This window comes from Pusillibacter faecalis (assembly GCF_018408705.1).
Lineage (GTDB): Bacteria > Bacillota > Clostridia > Oscillospirales > Oscillospiraceae > Oscillibacter > Oscillibacter faecalis.
In genome coordinates this window covers 2563715-2581072 of record NZ_AP023420.1, presented here as the reverse complement: position 1 = coordinate 2581072, position 17358 = coordinate 2563715, and the positions used below count along the sequence as shown (strand labels likewise).

Sequence of the window (17358 nt, the reverse complement as noted above, 5' to 3'; positions counted from 1 at the left end):
TGATGTGATATAATAGCTTCATTCCAGAAAAGGAGTAAAAAATATGCGGCAAGGTATTCTTAAATAAAACTATAATCAAATAGTGGGAACAAAGAATTATGATAGCTCCTTTTGTGGGGGCTTGGTTTTTTGTACCCAATTTAAGAATACTTTTGCCTTATCAATTTTGACATATTCAAAAAACAGCAATCACAAATAGGTGTATGCTGTATATGTGTATGTCCGCAAATTAGAATCCCCAGTGGTAAAAGTATTTTACTGCTGGGGATTTTTATGCCCTTTGGGGCTGTAAAGGGAGGACAATCACATGAAAATAATCAATATTGGAATTCTTGCCCATGTAGACGCTGGAAAGACGACCTTGACGGAGAGCCTGCTATATGCCAGCGGAGCCATTTCAGAACCGGGGAGCGTCGAAAAAGGGACAACGAGGACGGACACCATGTTTTTGGAGCGGCAGCGTGGGATTACCATTCAAGCGGCAGTCACTTCCTTCCAGTGGCACAGATGTAAAGTTAACATTGTGGATACGCCCGGCCACATGGATTTTTTGGCGGAGGTGTACCGCTCTTTGGCTGTTTTAGATGGGGCCATCTTGGTGATCTCCGCTAAAGATGGCGTGCAGGCCCAGACCCGTATTCTGTTCCATGCCCTGCGGAAAATGAACATTCCCACCGTTATCTTTATCAACAAGATCGACCAGGCTGGCGTTGATTTGCAGAGCGTGGTTCAGTCTGTTCGGGATAAGCTCTCCGCCGATATTATCATCAAGCAGACGGTGTCGCTGTCCCCGGAAATAGTCCTGGAGGAAAATACCGACATAGAAGCATGGGATGCGGTCATCGAAAATAACGATGAATTATTGGAAAAGTATATCGCAGGAGAACCAATCAGCCGGGAAAAACTTGCGCGGGAGGAACAGCAGCGGGTTCAAGACGCCTCCCTGTTCCCAGTCTATCATGGCAGCGCCAAAAATGGCCTTGGCATTCAACCGTTGATGGATGCGGTGACAGGGCTGTTCCAACCGATTGGGGAACAGGGGGGCGCCGCCCTATGCGGCAGCGTTTTCAAGGTTGAGTACACCGATTGCGGCCAGCGGCGTGTCTATCTACGGTTATACAGCGGAACGCTGCGCCTGCGGGATACGGTGGCCCTGGCCGGGAGAGAAAAGCTGAAAATCACAGAGATGCGTATTCCATCCAAAGGGGAAATTGTTCGGACAGACACCGCTTATCAGGGTGAAATTGTTATCCTTCCCAGCGACAGCGTGAGGTTAAACGATGTATTAGGGGACCAAACCCGGCTCCCTCGTAAAAGGTGGCGCGAGGACCCCCTCCCCATGCTGCGGACGACGATTGCGCCGAAAACGGCAGCGCAAAGAGAACGGCTGCTGGACGCTCTTACGCAACTTGCGGATACTGACCCGCTTTTGCGTTGCGAAGTGGATTCCATCACCCATGAGATCATTCTTTCTTTTTTGGGCCGGGTGCAGTTGGAGGTTGTTTCCGCTTTGCTGTCGGAAAAATACAAGCTTGAAACAGTGGTAAAGGAACCCTCCGTCATTTATATGGAGCGGCCGCTCAAAGCAGCCAGCCACACCATCCATATCGAGGTGCCGCCCAACCCGTTTTGGGCATCCATAGGACTGTCTGTTACACCACTCTCGCTTGGCTCCGGTGTACAATACGAGAGCCGGGTTTCGCTGGGATACTTGAACCAGAGTTTTCAAAACGCTGTCAGGGATGGTATCCGTTACGGGCTGGAGCAGGGCTTGTTCGGCTGGAACGTAACGGACTGTAAGATTTGCTTTGAATACGGGCTTTATTACAGTCCGGTCAGCACGCCGGCGGACTTCCGCTCATTGGCCCCGATTGTATTGGAACAGGCATTGAAGGAATCGGGGACGCAGCTGCTGGAACCTTATCTCTCCTTCATCCTCTATGCGCCCCAGGAATACCTTTCCAGGGCTTATCATGATGCACCGAAATACTGTGCCACCATCGAAACGGCCCAGGTAAAAAAGGATGAAGTTGTCTTTACTGGCGAGATTCCCGCCCGCTGTATACAGGCATACCGTACTGATCTGGCCTTTTACACCAACGGGCGGAGCGTATGCCTTACAGAGCTGAAAGGATATCAGGCCGCTGTCGGTCAGCCGGTCATCCAGCCCCGCCGTCCAAACAGCCGCCTGGACAAGGTGCGCCATATGTTTCAGAAGGTAATGTAAAGATACATAATCGTCAAGACGGCAACAATCAGAAGTTATGGAGGGTAACAATGGAATATAGTAAGGAAGATTTAATGGAAGCAAAAAGGCAAATTTTGGGAGTGGGAGAGAACATGGGAACAGAGGAAAGTAAAAAAATCTGGGAGAAAAACGCACAATTTTGGGATAATGCAATGGGTGACAAATCTAATGAATTTCACAGAGAGGTAGTGCGTCCCAAAGTAACGGAACTTCTATCTCCTAATCCTGCGGATTACATTTTGGATATTGCGTGTGGCAATGGAAATTATTCTTCGTATCTTGCACAAAGAGGCGCTTCGATTGTCGCTTTTGATTACAGCAAAAAAATGATAGAATTGGCTAAAAGACGGCAATCACAATATGCAAAACAAATTGAATTTTGTGTAGCGGATGCGACCAATAGAGAAAGTATATTAGAATTAAAAAGAAATCGAGCCTTTACGAAAGCAGTTTCTAATATGGCAATTATGGATATTACGGATATTGAACCACTTCTTATGGCTGTTTATGAACTGTTGGAGGAAAGCGGAATTTTTGTCTTTGCAACGCAACACCCTTGTTTTATCACGTTGACTGAAAAATATATGACACCGCACAGTTACTATGGTATAGCGATTGAAGGGCAACCGGAGGAGCAGATTTATTATCATCGTTCCATACAAGATATTTTTAACCTTTGTTTTAGAGCTGGATTTGTCATTGATGGATTTTATGAAGAATGTTTCAAAAACAACAAAGAAATTCCTATGGTAATGATAGTAAGGCTTAAAAAGGTAAAACGTGATAGCTTAAAATAAATTCAAGTTTGCCGGATAAATAGCAAACCTGGCCGAGCCAGTCAACGGTCAAGATGAACGGGCTTCGCCCGCCGTTGACAGCCCCGCCCGGTTTTGCAGTTAGGCAGTCAAGGAGCGACAGCCTAAAGTGCTGCCGCCCCTTACTATCATAAAAAGCAACTACTAACCAGCCACAGCCCTTTTGGGAGGAAAGGGGGATTTTCCATGACCTGTACAGAAGAATATCGGGAACATATCGAGTACACTTTCCATGCCTTTTGCAAAGTCGTTATCCGAAATGCAACGATCAACGCAGCGAGGACACGGAGCAGGAAGCACAAAAGAGAAATATCCCTTGAATACCTCACAGACGAAAAGCACTACCCTTTAGGCACGACAGATGAATATTTCCAAGCCCCGGAGCCGGACGAGGAATACATACTTACCCTTTGCGGCGATACGGTCATTTTCAGCAGCGGCTTACTTGCGGAAGCCCTGTCACGGCTGGACGAACGGGAGCGGGAAATGATTTACCTGTCCTTTTTCAAGCGTATTCCACAGCACGAAATTGGCAGACAGTACGGGCGCAGCCGCAGCACAGCGGGCTACCATATCCGAAAAGTCCTACGGCAGCTCCAAGCGGAAATGGAGGGAATGGCATATGAGAAATAATAGGCTTCTCCCCTATGAAACAATCGTCCAAGCCACCAGCGGGGAGCCGGAAGCGGTGGGAACTGTATTGCAGTATTACCGCCGCCGCATACAATGTGCCGCCCGTGTGAATGGACGGGTAGACCAAGATACAGAGGACTACATCACCCAGACGCTTCTCACAGCTATTTTCAAGTTCCGCTTTGGGAGATAGCCCTACCGCCTACAACTGAATAACCGCCGCTTCGCCGGCAACCAGAAAGCAGTAAATCTATTCAACAGATTTGCTGCTTTTTTTCGTTCCTGTTTGGCATTTTTGAAAATCCCCAGTATGAAAAAACAAAAGGGAAAATTGCCGCCGCAGTTGGCAAAATCCCTTACTTATCCGTGGAGGGTATCAAAGAAAAAAATACTGCCATTGTCCGCCTTTTTCGGCTTGCGTGGTGTTGTAGGGAATAAGGGGAAATTCTAAAAATCTCCGTCCATTTTGCTTTGCGTGGTGTTGTAGGTAGTGAAAGGAAAATTTTCAAGATATGCCGGAATAGCGGGTAGCAAAGCCCTTTTGAAACGTCTTGTTAGCGGAAAGTACGGAAGCCGGGGAACGCCGGAGTTTTTCAGAGCAAGATTCTACCGCAGTACCAAAATTCGCTTATCGCTCATTTTGCCCCTGCGGGAATCTTGTTGGGGAGTGCCTTCCCCAAACCCTGCTTATGCGGCTTACGCCGCTGGAAAATCCCTCAAAATAATTTTTCGGATTTTTCAAAAACAGTTCCGCTTTACACCCTGTTTTTCTCCTATTAGTGAGAGGACACCACGCACAGCCGAAGGAGGTTTTACCATGCGAAAACGATATAACACGCCGCACCGCAGCCGGGTAGTCAAGACACGCATGACCGAGGAAGAATACGCCGAGTTTGCGGAAAGGCTTTCTGCTTACAACATGAGCCAAGCCGAGTTTATCCGGCAAGCCATAACCGGGGCAGCCATACGCCCCATCATAACCGTTTCCCCCGTCAATGACGAGTTGCTTGCCGCTGTCGGGAAGCTGACCGCCGAATACGGCAGGATCGGCGGCAACTTAAACCAGATAGCCCGGACGCTGAACGAGTGGCACAGCCCCTACCCGCAGCTTGCCGGGGAGGTACGGGCGGCGGTTTCCGACCTTGCTGCCCTAAAGTTTGAAGTCTTGCAGAAAGTGGGTGACGCTGTTGGCAACATTCAAACATATCAGCTCTAAAAATGCGGACTATGGCGCAGCGGAAGCCTATCTCACATTTGAGCATGACGAGTTTACCATGAAGCCCACCCTTGATGAAAACGGGCGGCTGATACCGAGGGAGGATTACCGCATTTCTTCCCTCAACTGTGGGGGCGAGGATTTCGCTGTTGCCTGTATGCGGGCTAATCTCCGCTATGAGAAAAACCAAAAACGGGAAGATGTGAAAAGCCACCACTATATCATCAGCTTTGACCCACGGGACGGGACAGACAACGGCTTGACCGTAGACCGGGCGCAGGAGCTGGGCGAGCAGTTCTGTAAAGAGCATTTCCCCGGACACCAAGCCTTAGTCTGCACCCACCCGGACGGGCATAACCACAGCGGCAATATCCATGTGCATATCGTCATCAACTCCCTGCGGATTTATGAAGTCCCGCTTCTGCCCTACATGGACAGACCAGCCGACACACGGGAGGGCTGCAAGCACCGCTGCACCAACGCCGCTATGGAATATTTCAAGAGTGAAGTCATGGAGATGTGCCACCGGGAGGGGCTTTACCAAATCGACCTCCTAAGCGGCAGCAAGGAACGGATAACCGAACGGGAATACTGGGCGGCAAAGAAAGGACAGCTTGCCCTTGATAAAGAGAACGCTGTCAGAGAAGCCGCAGGACAGCCGACCAAGCCCACCAAGTTTGAAACGGACAAGGCGAAGCTGCGCCGGACGATACGGCAGGCACTTTCCCAAGCTGGCAGCTTTGACGAATTTTCTTCCCTTTTGCTGCGGGAGGGTGTGACCGTCAAGGAGAGCCGGGGGCGGCTTTCCTACCTCACGCCGGACAGGACAAAGCCTATCACAGCCCGGAAGCTGGGGGACGATTTTGACAAGGCTGCTGTCCTTGTCCTGCTTACGCAGAACGCCCACAGAGCCGCCGAACAGAGCAAAGCCATACTCGAATACCCTGCCGCGGTTAAAAAGCTGTCACAAGGGGAAAAAACCACAAAAACCACCCCGGCAGACAACACCTTGCAGCGCATGGTTGACCGGGAAGCCAAGCGAGCCGAGGGCAAGGGCGTGGGCTATGACCGCTGGGCGGCAAAGCACAACCTAAAGCAAATGGCAGCTACCGTTACCGCCTATCAGCAGTACGGCTTTTCTTCCCCGGAGGAACTGGACGAAGCCTGTTCTGCCGCCTATACCGCCATGCGGGAAAGCCTTACAGAGCTGAAGCAGATGGAAAAGACGCTGAACGGGAAAAAGGAGCTGCAACGGCAGGTGCTTGCCTATTCCAAGACCCGCCCTGTCCGGGACGGGCTGAAACAGCAGAAAAACGCCAAAGCAAAAGCAGCCTACCGTCAGAAGTACGAAAGCGACTTTATCATAGCAGACGCAGCCGCCCGCTATTTCAGGGAAAACGGCATTTCCAAGCTGCCGAGCTATAAAGCCCTGCAAGCAGAGATTGAAACCCTTATCCAAGAGAAAAACAGCGGCTACAACGATTACCGGGCAAAACGGGAGGAATACCGCCGCTTACAGACTGTCAAGGGCAATATCGACCAGATTTTACACCGGGAGCGCAAGCCTGTGAAAAGGCAGGAACAGGAACGATAAAAACCGCCCCAAAATGTACCCGAACCTATACAGAACAAGGGGGCTGCCCCGTACCCTATCCGCAAATACCAAAGGATTTTTTAACGGGCTTATAGGGCAGAAAAAACCCGAAAATGATACCGAGATGATACAGAATTACCGCCGATACCGCCACACCAGCGGAAACGGCAGAAAGGAGCGCACCCATGCCAAGAATGAGCAAGAAACGGCGGCTGGAATGGTCTTTTTTCCTGCGGCAAGTGAAAGTCGGGAATTCCACCTGCGATCGTATCACATACAATGACCTCTGCCGGGGCTGTACCCATAGCTGCAAGCAGAGCTTCCGGGCGGTTATCATACTCTGCCCCCACTACTACTCCAAACGCCGGAAAAAGGAGGACAGGGACAATGGCAGATAACCGCAAGTATTACTACCTCAAGCTGAAAGAGAACTTTTTTGACAGCGACTCCATTGTGCTGCTGGAAGATATGAAAGACGGGATTTTATACTCCAATATCCTCTTGAAGCTGTACTTAAAATCGCTGAAAAACGGCGGGAAATTGCAGCTTGACGAGCATATCCCCTACACAGCGCAGATGATAGCGACACTGACCCGCCACCAGATAGGGACGGTTGAGAGGGCTTTAGAGATTTTCCGGCAGTTGGGGCTTGTGGAGCAGCTTGACAGCGGGGCTTTCTATATGACCGACATTGAGCTGATGATAGGACAGTCCTCTACCGAAGCCGAGCGGAAACGGGCTGCAAGACTGGAAAACAAGGCACTTTTACCGCCCCGGACAAAAGGCGGACATTTGTCCGACATTCGTCCACCAGAGATAGAGATAGAGTTAGAGAAAGAGATAGAGATAGAAAAAGAGAGAGAGGGAGAAACGGGACACCCCGCCCCCGCCGCTTATGGCAGATACAACAATGTGATACTGACCGATACAGAGCTTTCCGGGCTAAAAACAGAGTTGCCCGACAAGTGGGAGTATTATATTGACCGGCTTTCCTGCCATATCGCTTCCACCGGGAAACAGTACCACAGCCATGCAGCCACCATTTACAAGTGGGCGCAGGAGGACGCTGCCAAAGGCAAGGCTGCCCCGAAACAGGGCATACCCGATTATTCATGCAAGGAGGGCGAGAGCTTATGAAAAACGGAATTGAAGCTATGATTACGGACATTACAGCCACTACCGCCGAAGCGGAGGACTACACAGGCGAGGACGGGCTTTTATACTGCGGTAAGTGCCATACGCCCAAAGAAGCCTATTTTGCAGAGGGAAAGACTTGTTTCGGGCGTGACCGCCACCCGGCAGAGTGCGACTGCCAGCGGGCAGCCCGTGAAAAGCAGCAAGCCGCCGAAAGCCGACAGAAGCACCTTGAAAAAGTGGAGGACTTGAAACGCCGGGGCTTTACCGACCCTGCTATGCGGAACTGGACATTTGAGCATGACAACGGCAGAAACCCGCAGACCGAAACCGCCCGCTTTTATGTGGAGAGCTGGGAAACCATGCAGGCTGAAAATATCGGCTACCTGTTTTGGGGCGGCGTGGGGACGGGAAAAAGCTACCTTGCCGCCTGTATCGCCAACGCCCTTATGGAAAAAGAGGTTGCCGTCTGCATGACAAACTTTGCAACGATACTGGGTGACCTTGCCGCCAGCTTTGAGGGCAGGAACGAATATATTTCCCGCCTTTGCAGCTACCCTCTGCTGATACTTGATGATTTCGGTATGGAGCGAGGAACAGAATACGGGCTGGAACAGGTTTACAGCGTGATTGACAGCCGTTACCGAAGCGGCAAGCCGCTGATCGCCACGACCAACCTCACGCTGGAGGAATTGCAGCACCCGCAGGACACGCCCCACGCCCGTATCTATGACAGGCTGACTTCCATGTGCGCCCCCGTCCGCTTCACGGGCAGCAACTTCCGAAAGGAAACCGCACAGGAAAAGCTGGAACGCTTAAAGCAACTGATGAAGCAGCGAAAGGAGAGCCTATGACAGAAACGAAACAGACAAGCACCACCAAAACAGACCGCCGCCCGGACTGTGTGACGGAAATCCGCATGGGCAACTCCGTCCTTACCGTTTCCGGCTTCTTCAAGCAGGGCGCAACCGACACCGCAGCCGACAAGATGATGAAAGTGCTGGAAGCGGAAGCTGCTACACAAAAAACGGCGATTTGACCGACCATAAAGAAGCAGATTTGACGCTTTTGCCGCTATACAGACAGCCGCCCCATGTGGTACAATCAAGGTACGGAATAGTGGGGCTGGCTGTCGGAAACGGAGGATTTTATGTTAAGACAGACCAACCAACAACCAATTACCGCCCTTTACCCAAGACTATCCCATGAGGACGAGCTGCAAGGCGAAAGCAATTCCATTTCCAATCAGAAGCGTATCCTTGAAACCTATGCAAAGCAGAACGGCTTTTCCAATCTGCGCTGGTACACGGACGACGGTTATTCTGGTGCGAACTTTCAAAGACCCGGTTTTCAAGCCATGCTTGCGGACATTGAAGCCGGAAAAGTCGGGACAGTTATCGTAAAGGATATGTCGAGGTTAGGGCGAAACTACCTGCAAGTGGGAATGTACACGGAAATGATTTTCCCACAGAAAGGTGTCCGCTTCATCGCTATCAATGACGGAGTGGACAGCGCACAGGGCGACAATGACTTTGCCCCGCTGCGGAATATCTTTAACGAATGGCTGGTGAGAGATACGAGCAAGAAAATCAAAGCAGTAAAACGCTCAAAAGGCATGAATGGCAAGCCCATCACAAGCAAGCCTGTGTATGGCTACCTCATGGACGAGGATGAAAATTTCATTATTGACGAGGAAGCTGCACCCGTAGTCAAGCAGATATACAACCTCTGTCTTGCCGGGAATGGTCCGACCAAGATAGCCCGTATGCTCACAGAGCAGCAAATCCCCACGCCGGGAACGCTTGAATACCGCAGGACGGGCAGCACCCGCCGCTACCACCCCGGCTATGAGTGCAAGTGGGCGACCAATACCGTAGTGCATATCCTTGAAAACCGGGAATACACAGGCTGTCTGGTAAATTTCAAGACAGAAAAACTTTCTTACAAAGTCAAGCACAGTGTAGAAAATCCCCCGGAAAAGCAAGTGATTTTCGAGAACCACCACGAGCCTATCATAGACACCCAAACATGGGAACGGGTGCAGGAGCTTCGCAAACAGCGCAAACGCCCAAACCGCTATGATGAAGTGGGTTTGTTCTCCGGCATACTGTTCTGTGCGGACTGCGGCAGCGTGATGTATCAGCAGCGATACCAGACGGACAAGCGCAAGCAGGACTGTTATATCTGCGGCAACTACAAGAAACGCACCCATGACTGTACGGCGCACTTTATCCGCACCGACCTCTTGACCGCTGGTGTACTCTCCAATCTGCGGAAAGTGACCAGCTATGCGGCAAAGCATGAAGCCCGGTTTATGAAACTCTTGATTGAGCAGAACGAGGACGGGGGCAAACGCAGGAACGCCGCCAAGAAAAAGGAACTGGAAGCCTCCGAGAAACGCATAGCCGAGTTATCCGCTATCTTCAAGCGGCTGTATGAGGACAGCGTGACCGGGCGCATATCAGACGAGCGTTTCACAGAGCTGTCGGCAGACTATGAAGCAGAGCAACGGGAGCTGAAAGAAAGAGCCGCTGCTATTCAAGCGGAGCTTTCCAAAGCACAGGAAGCCACCGTGAACGCAGAAAAGTTTATGAATGTTGTCCGGCGGCATACCAGCTTTGAAGAACTTACCCCTACTCTGCTGCGGGAGTTTGTAGAGAAAATCGTTGTGCATGAGTGCAGCTATGACGAGAACAAGACCCGCAGACAGGACATTGAGATTTATTATTCTTTTGTTGGCAAGGTGGACTTGCCCGAATAACCGCCCGACCTATCCGACACAATGCGCAAGTGCCGGATAGGAACGGCAAAATTTTTTACACTTCTATTACTTCTTTATCGCACATCAGTAAAGAGCCAGGGCATTAAGCAGCTCATGGCGGGCGGCGGTGTCGTCCTGATCGGTATGCAGCTTATCCCTCTGCTGTCCGGCCTGTTCAGCTAACCCTTACCCGTTGTCCCTTTTTCCAGAAAAGGAGCTGATGTATGGACTTTATCATCGACGCAATCGTTGAATGGCTCAAAGGTTTGCTTGTCGATGGTATCATGGGAAATCTGGATGGCCTTTTCAATAACGTCAATCAGAGCGTTGGCGAGATCGCCACACAGGTAGGCACGACCCCGGCGGACTGGAACGCCGGGGTCTTTTCCATGATACGGCAAATCTCTGAAACCGCCATCCTGCCAATCGCCGGGGTCATCCTCACTTTTGTAATGACCTATGAGCTGATACAAATGCTCATTGACCGCAACAACCTCCATGATGTTGACACATGGATGTTTTTCAAGTGGGTGTTCAAAACCTTTGTGGCGGTAATGATCCTGACGAATACCTTCAATATCGTGCTGGCCGTCTTTGACGTGAGCCAGCACGTCATCCAGCAATCGGCGGGCATTATCCAGAACGGAACAGAGATCACAACGGATGTAATGGACAGTCTGCGGACCGAGCTGGAGGCAATGGAGTTAGGCCCCCTGTTTGGCCTCTGGCTCCAGTCATTCCTGATTCAGCTTACCATGATTGCCTTAAACATCGTGATCTTCGTTATCGTATATGGCCGTATGATTGAAATTTACTTACTCACAAGTTTGGCACCCATCCCGTTTGCCACCGTCCCCAACCGGGAAACCGGACACATGGGGCAGAACTATTTCCGCTCCCTCTTTGCGGTGGGCTTTCAAGGCTTGCTCATTTTGGTCTGTGTCGCCATCTACGCGGTGCTGATCCAGAGTATCGCCACCGACGGCGACCCCATCGGGGCGATCTGGGGATGCGTGGGATATACGGTGTTGCTGTGTTTTACCTTATTCAAAACAGGCAGTCTTGCAAAATCCATCTTCGGCTGCCATTAAGAGACTTCGGGCCATGTTGACCCGAAGCGGAAAGGAGAAATCCATGCAGGAAAAAACTGCGGGCGGAACACCAGCCGCCCCTTTGAAACTGGATGTAAGCGTGCGGGTCATCGAACCTGTGAAAAACCTCATGGGCTTTGCCAGCGTGAAATTCAATGACTGCTTTGTGGTGGAAAATCTGAAAATCGTACAGGGCAGCAAGGGCCTCTTTCTTGGGATGCCCAGCCAGCCGGACGGCAAGGGCGGCTACCGGGATATGGCCTATCCTGTCACGAAGGAGTTCCGGGAACAGCTCAACACCGCTGTTCTGCAAGCCTATGAAGTAAAGCTGGAACAGATGGCGGAGCGCGGCTCTGCCGAGCGTGCGTCCATCAGTGAACAGCTCAAGGCCGGGAAAGCGGCTGCCGAACAGGCAAAGGCGGAACGGCCTCCGAAGGAAAAACCCAGCCGCAGCGCAGAGCGTTGATCTCGGGCCATGCTGGCCCGAAGCAGAAAGGAGGCGGGAACCATGCCACGCAAACGGACGGGCTATGACGCGGCCTGCTACTATGACGGAAAACTGCTGGGCCGCTGTACCAAAGCGGACAGCGACGCCTATACCCTGTTGATGAACGCCTGCGGCGGGGACGCCGCCCGTGTCCTTCGGGAATATGCCTATTTTTCCCCGGAACTGAAAGCCATCTTAGAAAAGGCAGCACTCATGCAGGCGGACCGGAGCCGGACGGGCGGAATGTTCCATGCGCCGAAAAGCTCCCCATGGGGCGAGGTGCAAAGCTGTGAAACCCTCTGTCCGGGGGTGTTTCTGGTATCTACCGCCAGCCACGGCGGAACGATGGTGGCAAACGAGGTAGCCGCCGTCCTCTCCCCGGCGGCGAAAAAGTGCGGCTTCAAGGATAAGGGCTATATCTGCTATGAGGAGGACGCACAGGAAAGTGTGGTGCTCCGGGAACTGCTGGACAAAAAACTGTGGAACATCCCTGACCGCATTAAGGACAAAGGACAGTTTGAAGAAAAACTCAATCAGTCCATCCGGCAGTATCACCCCGAATACTGGCGGGCAAGGCAGAGCGGACGAGAGGCCGCCGAAGCTGCCCGCAGCACAGCCCCGGCCAAAGAGGCCGCAAGATAACCTCGGGCCATGCTGGCCCGAAGCAATAAAGGAGGTGTACCAAAATGGCCTATGTGCCAGTACCAAAAGACCTTTCCAAAATCAAGACAAAGCTGGCCTTCAACCTAACGAAGCGCCAGCTTGTTTGTTTTTCCAGCGCAGCGGCGGTGGGCCTCCCGGCTTACCTGTTTTCCCGTGGCAGTATCGGGAACAGTGCCGCCATGTTCCTGATGATCGGCCTCATGCTCCCGTTCTTCTTTCTGGCTATGTATGAACGAGACGGTCTGCCGCTGGAAAAAGTGCTGAAAAACATCATCCGCACCCGGTTCCTCTATCCCCGTGTGCGGCCTTACAAAACCGAAAACTTCTATGCGCTGCTTAGCGCCAGAAAGGAGGCGCAGCCGATTGCGAAACAACAGAAGGGCCGGAAAGCCCGCAGGCAGAAAGCCTGAAAAGCAGGGCCTTCTCGGCCTGTTCACAAAGGGAAAGAACATTCCCACCACCGCCCAGCAGACCCTCCCTTACCGGGAAATGTACCGGGACGGGGTGTGCCGGGTAGCGGACCGCTATTACACCAAAACCATTGAATACGAGGACATCAACTACCAGCTCGCACAGTCCGAAGATCAGGCAGCCATTTTTGACGGATGGAGCGCCTGTCTGAACTACTTTGACAGCAGCCTTCCGTTCCAGCTTTCCTTCCTCAACCACCGGAGCCGCCCGGGCAGCCGGTACAGCGTGAACATCCCCATGCAGGACGATGATTACAACAGCGTCCGGTGTGAGTATGTGGAAATGCTGGAAAACCAGATCGCCAAAAGCAACAACGGCATTGTCCGCACAAAGCTCCTGACCTTCGGCGTGAATGTGGACGACCTTTCCACCGCCAGGGCAAGGCTGGAACGTGTAGAGGCGGACATTTGCGGGAACTTCAAAAAGCTGGGCGTCAAGTGCCGATCCCTTTCGGGGCTGGAACGGCTGGAGCTTCTTCACGGGCAGCTCCACCCCGGCAGCGGCTCCCCCTTCCGGTTTTCATGGGATATGATCCCCAAAACCGGGCTCTCCACCAAAGACTTTATCGCCCCGGACAGTTTCGATTTTCGTTTCAGCCGTCTGTTCCGGGTGGGGACGACTTGGGGCGCTGCCTCCTACTTGCAGATTTTGGCCTCAGAGCTCTCGGACAAGCTGCTGGCGGAGCTTTTGGAAATGGATGCGGAAATGACCATCACTCTCCATATCCAAACCGTCGATCAGGCCGCCGCCGTGAAATCCATCAAGGCCAAAGTCTCCGACATTGACAAGATGAAGGTGGAGGAACAAAAGAAGGCAGCCCGGGCCGGGTACGACATGGACATACTCCCGCCCGACCTTGTGACGTACAGCAACGACGCAAAGACCCTCTTGGAAGATTTGCAGAGCCGGAACGAGCGAATGTTCCTGTTGACCTTCCTTGTGGTGAACATGGCCCCGACCCGCCGGGAGCTGGACAATGACCTGTTCACGGTGTCGGGTATCGTTCAGAAATACAACTGCACCTTGAAGCGGCTGGACTTCCAGCAGGAGGACGGTTTTCTTTCCAGCCTGCCGTTGGGCCATAACGGCATTGAGATCAAGCGCGGCATGACGACCAGCTCCACGGCCATTTTCGTTCCCTTTATGACGCAGGAGCTCCGCATGGACGGCGAGGCCGTCTATTACGGGCTCAACGCTCTTTCCCATAACGTCATCATGGCAAACCGGAAGAAGCTCAAAAACCCCAACGGCCTGTTCCTCGGTGTGCCGGGTTCCGGCAAATCCTTTGCCGCAAAGCGGGAGCTTGTGAACGTGTTCCTTGCCACCCGTGACCGGATCATTGTGGTGGACCCGATGGGCGAATACTCGCCCCTTATCAAGCGGCTGGGCGGTCAGGTCATCGAGATCGCCCCGGACAGCCCCCACCACATCAATCCAATGGACATTGACCTGAGCTTTGACGAGGAAAACCCGATGGCGCTGAAAGCCGACTTTATCCTGTCACTGATGGAGCTGATCGTTGGCGGCAAGGATGGCTTGCAGCCGGTGGAGCGGACCGTCATTGACCGCTGTGTGCGCCAGATGTACCGGGAACACTTGCAGGACCCGGAAACAAGCAAAATGCCGACTCTCCAAACCCTGTATGACCTGCTCTGTTCCCAGCCGGAGGGCGAGGCGGTACGGCTGGCAACGGCCCTTGAAATCTATGTGTCAGGTTCCCTTAACGTATTCAACCATGAAACCAATGTGGACTTGAACCGCCGTCTGGTATGCCTTGACTTAAAAAAGCTGGGGGCCGGGCTTCGGACGATTGCCATGCTCATTATGCAGGACTTGGTAAACTCGCAGGTGTCCATGAATTTCCTCCGCGGTATCGCTACATGGTGCTACTTCGACGAGTTCCATGTGCTGCTCCGTGACCGGCTGACGGCAAGCTACTGTGTGGCGATCTGGAAAATGCTGCGAAAAAAAGGGTGCGTTCCCAGTGCTTTAACGCAGAACGTGAAGGATTTTCTGGCAAGCCCGGAGATCGAGAACATCTTTGAAAACTCGGACTTTCTTGTGCTGCTCTCGCAGGCGCAGGGCGACAGGCAGATTTTAGCCAAACAGCTCGGTATCAGCCCCCACCAGCTTTCCTATGTGACCCACACCAATTCCGGCGAAGGGCTGTTGTTCTTCGGGAACACCACCATCCCGTTTGTTGACCGCTTCCCGCAGAATACCGAGCTGTACGCCATTATGACCACCCGCCCGGAGGACAAGAAACAGGAAATGAAGCGGGCGTAACACACTTCGGGCCATGCTGGCCCGAGGTTCGGAAAGGAGGGATACACCATCGGAAAGAAACCGGATAAACGGAATTTTCAAAGGCCGGGGCCGCCGGAGGATACCGGGAGCACTCGCCCCGGACCGGCTGACCGGGAAGGAGCTTCCCCCGCACCGTCCCGACGCCTGCGGTTTGAGGACGAGGACACCGGGCAGACCGGCGCTTCGGGCCATGATGGTCCGAAGTCCAAAAGCGGCAAGTTTCAAGAGGACAGCCGCAAAGCCCGCCCTTCTGACCGCATGAGGCAGGAGGATGACCGGGGCGGTCCGCAGGATACCGGCAAGGCGCAGGAGCCGGAGAGCTCCGCCGAGAAAGCCGGGAGTAAAAAGGACAAGTACCAGAAGGCGCAGGCCAAAGCGGAGCGCGCCGGGGAAAAGCTGGGAAAGGCCCGGGAGAAGCTGGATAAGGTCGAGGCGAAACGGGCGGCGCAGAAGCCGCCGGGGCTTGCGAAGAAAGCTGTCCGGGGAGCCCGCACCGAGGCATGGTTTTATCTCCACAACAAAATCCATGAAGTCGAGCATGAAAATGTGGGCGTGGAAGGAGCGCATAAATCCGAGCTGACCGCCGAGGCCGGGACCCGGAAACTGACCCGGTATGCCAAACGGCGCTGGCGGGAACACCCGGCCCGGAAGGTGGCAAAGTGGGAACGGAAGGACATAAAAGCCCGGGCCAATGTAGATTTTCAGAAGATGGCCGCCGAGCACCCGGAGCTTGCCAGCAATCCGCTGTCCCGGATACAGCAGAAGTGGAAACTGAAACGCCGGTATTCCAAAGAGGCAAAGGCGGCGGCAAAACAGAGCGCAAAGGCCGCAAAGAAAGCCGCTGCCGCTTCGGGGAATGTGACCTGGCGGGCGGCGCAGTTTGTGACCCGTCATCCTGTGGCGGTTTTGGTGTTGGTGCTGTTGCTGCTGGTCTGCTATCTCCTGTCGGCGGTAAGCTCCATCTTTCCCACGCTTGGCAGCGGTCTTGCCAATGCGGTGTCCGGCACTTCCTATGCTTCGGAGGACGCCGACCTGCTTGGCGTGGACGAGGACTACACGGCGCTGGAAAATGAACTGGCGCAGACGGTAGCGAACATCGAAAGCACCCATCCCGGCTATGACGAGTACCGCTATTCCGTGGACGAGATCGGCCACAACCCCTATGAGCTGGCGTCCTATCTCTCGGCAAAGTACCATGTTTATTTCCGGGAGCAGGTGCAGGACGAGCTACGGGAGATCTTCGAGGCGCAGTATGAGCTGACCTTGACGGAAGAAATCGAGATACGCTACCGTACCGAAACCAGCACCGACCCGGAAACCGGAGAAACCACCACCGAGGAAGTCCCCTATGAGTATTACATCCTCAATGTGACCCTCACAAACAAAACGCTGCCTGCCGTGATCCTGCCGAGGCTGGATGAACAGCAGCGGGAAATCTACACCGTCATGCAGCAGCTCAAAGGCAACAAGCCCTATTTGTGGGAAGGGATTTATACCGGCGGCGAGGACACCGGCCCCAGCTATGAGATACCCGGCGAGGCGCTGGATGACCCGGCCTTTGCGGCGCTCATGGCGGAGGCGACAAAGTACATCGGCTGGCCTTATGTGTGGGGCGGCTCCAGCCCGTCCACCTCCTTTGACTGCTCGGGCTTTGTCTGCTGGGTGTACACGGCCAGCGGCGTCCACAACCTGCCCCGTACCACGGCGCAGGGCATTTACAACCAGTGTGCCATCATTTCCCCCTCCGAGGCAAAGCCGGGCGACATTATCTTTTTCACGGGAACCTATGACAGCCCCGGCCCTGTGTCCCATGTGGGGATTTATGTGGGCGACGGGATGATGCTCCATTGTGGTTCTCCCATCCAATACGCAAATATCAATTCAAGCTACTGGCAGACACATTTCTACGCCTTCGGGCGCTTGTGAGCCAGAAGAAAG

At 53.1% G+C, this 17358-nt stretch carries 17 protein-coding genes and 1 pseudogene; all 18 read left to right on the top strand.

Features of this window, described 5'->3' with window-relative positions; translation table 11 throughout:
• Positions 1-307 precede the first annotated feature (307 nt).
• The 18 genes and pseudogenes from tet(W) (at position 308) to KJS55_RS12825 (ending at position 17346) form a co-directional block, all read left to right on the top strand.
• Positions 308-2227, top strand: coding sequence for a tetracycline resistance ribosomal protection protein Tet(W) (gene tet(W), locus KJS55_RS12910; RefSeq protein WP_002586627.1), 1920 nt, complete (start codon positions 308-310; stop codon positions 2225-2227).
• Positions 2228-2277: 50 nt separating this feature from the next.
• Positions 2278-3045, top strand: coding sequence for a class I SAM-dependent methyltransferase (locus KJS55_RS12905; RefSeq protein ID WP_003505400.1), 768 nt, complete (start codon positions 2278-2280; stop codon positions 3043-3045).
• Between the two features lie 204 nt (positions 3046-3249).
• Positions 3250-3696 carry an RNA polymerase sigma factor gene (locus tag KJS55_RS12900; RefSeq protein WP_003505338.1) on the top strand — a complete coding sequence of 149 codons (447 nt, stop codon included), beginning with the start codon at positions 3250-3252 and terminating at the stop codon, positions 3694-3696.
• Positions 3686-3889: a helix-turn-helix domain-containing protein gene (locus KJS55_RS12895; RefSeq protein ID WP_003505336.1), complete on the top strand. Its 204-nt coding sequence runs from the start codon at positions 3686-3688 to the stop codon at positions 3887-3889. The genes KJS55_RS12900 and KJS55_RS12895 overlap by 11 nt, the downstream gene beginning before the upstream one ends.
• Positions 3890-4513: 624 nt before the next feature.
• Positions 4514-4912 carry a plasmid mobilization protein gene (locus KJS55_RS12890; RefSeq protein WP_002569238.1) on the top strand — a complete coding sequence of 133 codons (399 nt, stop codon included), beginning with the start codon at positions 4514-4516 and terminating at the stop codon, positions 4910-4912.
• Complete coding sequence (locus KJS55_RS12885; RefSeq protein WP_002569237.1) at positions 4884-6506, top strand: relaxase/mobilization nuclease domain-containing protein; 1623 nt, start codon at positions 4884-4886, stop codon at positions 6504-6506. The genes KJS55_RS12890 and KJS55_RS12885 overlap by 29 nt, the downstream gene beginning before the upstream one ends.
• A 185-nt stretch (positions 6507-6691) precedes the next feature.
• On the top strand, positions 6692-6904 hold the full coding sequence (locus KJS55_RS12880; protein ID WP_002569236.1) for a hypothetical protein: 213 nt from the start codon (positions 6692-6694) through the stop codon (positions 6902-6904).
• Complete coding sequence (locus KJS55_RS12875; protein ID WP_002569235.1) at positions 6894-7643, top strand: phage replisome organizer N-terminal domain-containing protein; 750 nt, start codon at positions 6894-6896, stop codon at positions 7641-7643. The genes KJS55_RS12880 and KJS55_RS12875 overlap by 11 nt, the downstream gene beginning before the upstream one ends.
• Positions 7640-8494 (top strand): ATP-binding protein, encoded by an 855-nt coding sequence (locus KJS55_RS12870; protein WP_002569234.1) that lies wholly within the window; start codon positions 7640-7642, stop codon positions 8492-8494. Before KJS55_RS12875 ends, KJS55_RS12870 begins: the two co-directional genes overlap by 4 nt.
• Entirely contained in the window at positions 8491-8679 is a 189-nt protein-coding gene (locus KJS55_RS12865; protein ID WP_002569233.1) for a transposon-encoded TnpW family protein, read from the top strand. The genes KJS55_RS12870 and KJS55_RS12865 overlap by 4 nt, the downstream gene beginning before the upstream one ends.
• Positions 8680-8790: 111 nt before the next feature.
• On the top strand, positions 8791-10401 hold the full coding sequence (locus KJS55_RS12860) for a recombinase family protein (RefSeq protein WP_002569232.1): 1611 nt from the start codon (positions 8791-8793) through the stop codon (positions 10399-10401).
• 90 nt (positions 10402-10491) lie between these two features.
• A pseudogene (locus KJS55_RS17595) lies at positions 10492-10584 on the top strand (Maff2 family mobile element protein); the annotation flags it as partial.
• Positions 10585-10625: 41 nt separating this feature from the next.
• A complete protein-coding gene (locus tag KJS55_RS12850) occupies positions 10626-11492 on the top strand; it encodes a VirB6/TrbL-like conjugal transfer protein, CD1112 family (protein ID WP_087216255.1) in 867 nt (288 codons plus the stop codon).
• 43 nt (positions 11493-11535) lie between these two features.
• Positions 11536-11958 carry a SpoVG family protein gene (locus tag KJS55_RS12845; RefSeq protein WP_228300538.1) on the top strand — a complete coding sequence of 141 codons (423 nt, stop codon included), beginning with the start codon at positions 11536-11538 and terminating at the stop codon, positions 11956-11958.
• Between the two features lie 42 nt (positions 11959-12000).
• Entirely contained in the window at positions 12001-12621 is a 621-nt protein-coding gene (locus KJS55_RS12840; protein WP_428846512.1) for a DUF7007 domain-containing protein, read from the top strand.
• A gap of 44 nt (positions 12622-12665) precedes the next feature.
• The gene (locus KJS55_RS12835) at positions 12666-13052 is read left to right on the top strand and encodes a PrgI family protein (RefSeq protein ID WP_003500106.1); all 387 of its coding nucleotides are present in this window, start codon (positions 12666-12668) and stop codon (positions 13050-13052) included.
• Positions 12970-15399, top strand: coding sequence for a VirB4-like conjugal transfer ATPase, CD1110 family (locus KJS55_RS12830; protein ID WP_428846511.1), 2430 nt, complete (start codon positions 12970-12972; stop codon positions 15397-15399). The genes KJS55_RS12835 and KJS55_RS12830 overlap by 83 nt, the downstream gene beginning before the upstream one ends.
• A gap of 279 nt (positions 15400-15678) precedes the next feature.
• Positions 15679-17346, top strand: coding sequence for a C40 family peptidase (locus KJS55_RS12825; protein WP_213543460.1), 1668 nt, complete (start codon positions 15679-15681; stop codon positions 17344-17346).
• Positions 17347-17358: the final 12 nt, after the last annotated feature.

Excerpts from the sequence above, each read along its gene's own strand:
- KJS55_RS12905 (WP_003505400.1), top strand. The coding sequence starts at position 2,278 with ATGGAATATAGTAAGGAAGATTTAATGGAAGCAAAAAGGCAAATTTTG.
- KJS55_RS12900 (WP_003505338.1), top strand. The coding sequence starts at position 3,250 with ATGACCTGTACAGAAGAATATCGGGAACATATCGAGTACACTTTCCAT.
- KJS55_RS12895 (WP_003505336.1), top strand. The coding sequence starts at position 3,686 with ATGAGAAATAATAGGCTTCTCCCCTATGAAACAATCGTCCAAGCCACC.
- KJS55_RS12890 (WP_002569238.1), top strand. The coding sequence starts at position 4,514 with ATGCGAAAACGATATAACACGCCGCACCGCAGCCGGGTAGTCAAGACA.
- KJS55_RS12880 (WP_002569236.1), top strand. The coding sequence starts at position 6,692 with ATGCCAAGAATGAGCAAGAAACGGCGGCTGGAATGGTCTTTTTTCCTG.
- KJS55_RS12875 (WP_002569235.1), top strand. The coding sequence starts at position 6,894 with ATGGCAGATAACCGCAAGTATTACTACCTCAAGCTGAAAGAGAACTTT.
- KJS55_RS12870 (WP_002569234.1), top strand. The coding sequence starts at position 7,640 with ATGAAAAACGGAATTGAAGCTATGATTACGGACATTACAGCCACTACC.
- KJS55_RS12865 (WP_002569233.1), top strand. The coding sequence starts at position 8,491 with ATGACAGAAACGAAACAGACAAGCACCACCAAAACAGACCGCCGCCCG.
- KJS55_RS12860 (WP_002569232.1), top strand. The coding sequence starts at position 8,791 with ATGTTAAGACAGACCAACCAACAACCAATTACCGCCCTTTACCCAAGA.
- KJS55_RS12850 (WP_087216255.1), top strand. The coding sequence starts at position 10,626 with ATGGACTTTATCATCGACGCAATCGTTGAATGGCTCAAAGGTTTGCTT.
- KJS55_RS12845 (WP_228300538.1), top strand. The coding sequence starts at position 11,536 with ATGCAGGAAAAAACTGCGGGCGGAACACCAGCCGCCCCTTTGAAACTG.
- KJS55_RS12840 (WP_428846512.1), top strand. The coding sequence starts at position 12,001 with ATGCCACGCAAACGGACGGGCTATGACGCGGCCTGCTACTATGACGGA.
- KJS55_RS12835 (WP_003500106.1), top strand. The coding sequence starts at position 12,666 with ATGGCCTATGTGCCAGTACCAAAAGACCTTTCCAAAATCAAGACAAAG.
- KJS55_RS12830 (WP_428846511.1), top strand. The coding sequence starts at position 12,970 with ATGCGCTGCTTAGCGCCAGAAAGGAGGCGCAGCCGATTGCGAAACAAC.
- KJS55_RS12825 (WP_213543460.1), top strand. The coding sequence starts at position 15,679 with ATGAGGCAGGAGGATGACCGGGGCGGTCCGCAGGATACCGGCAAGGCG.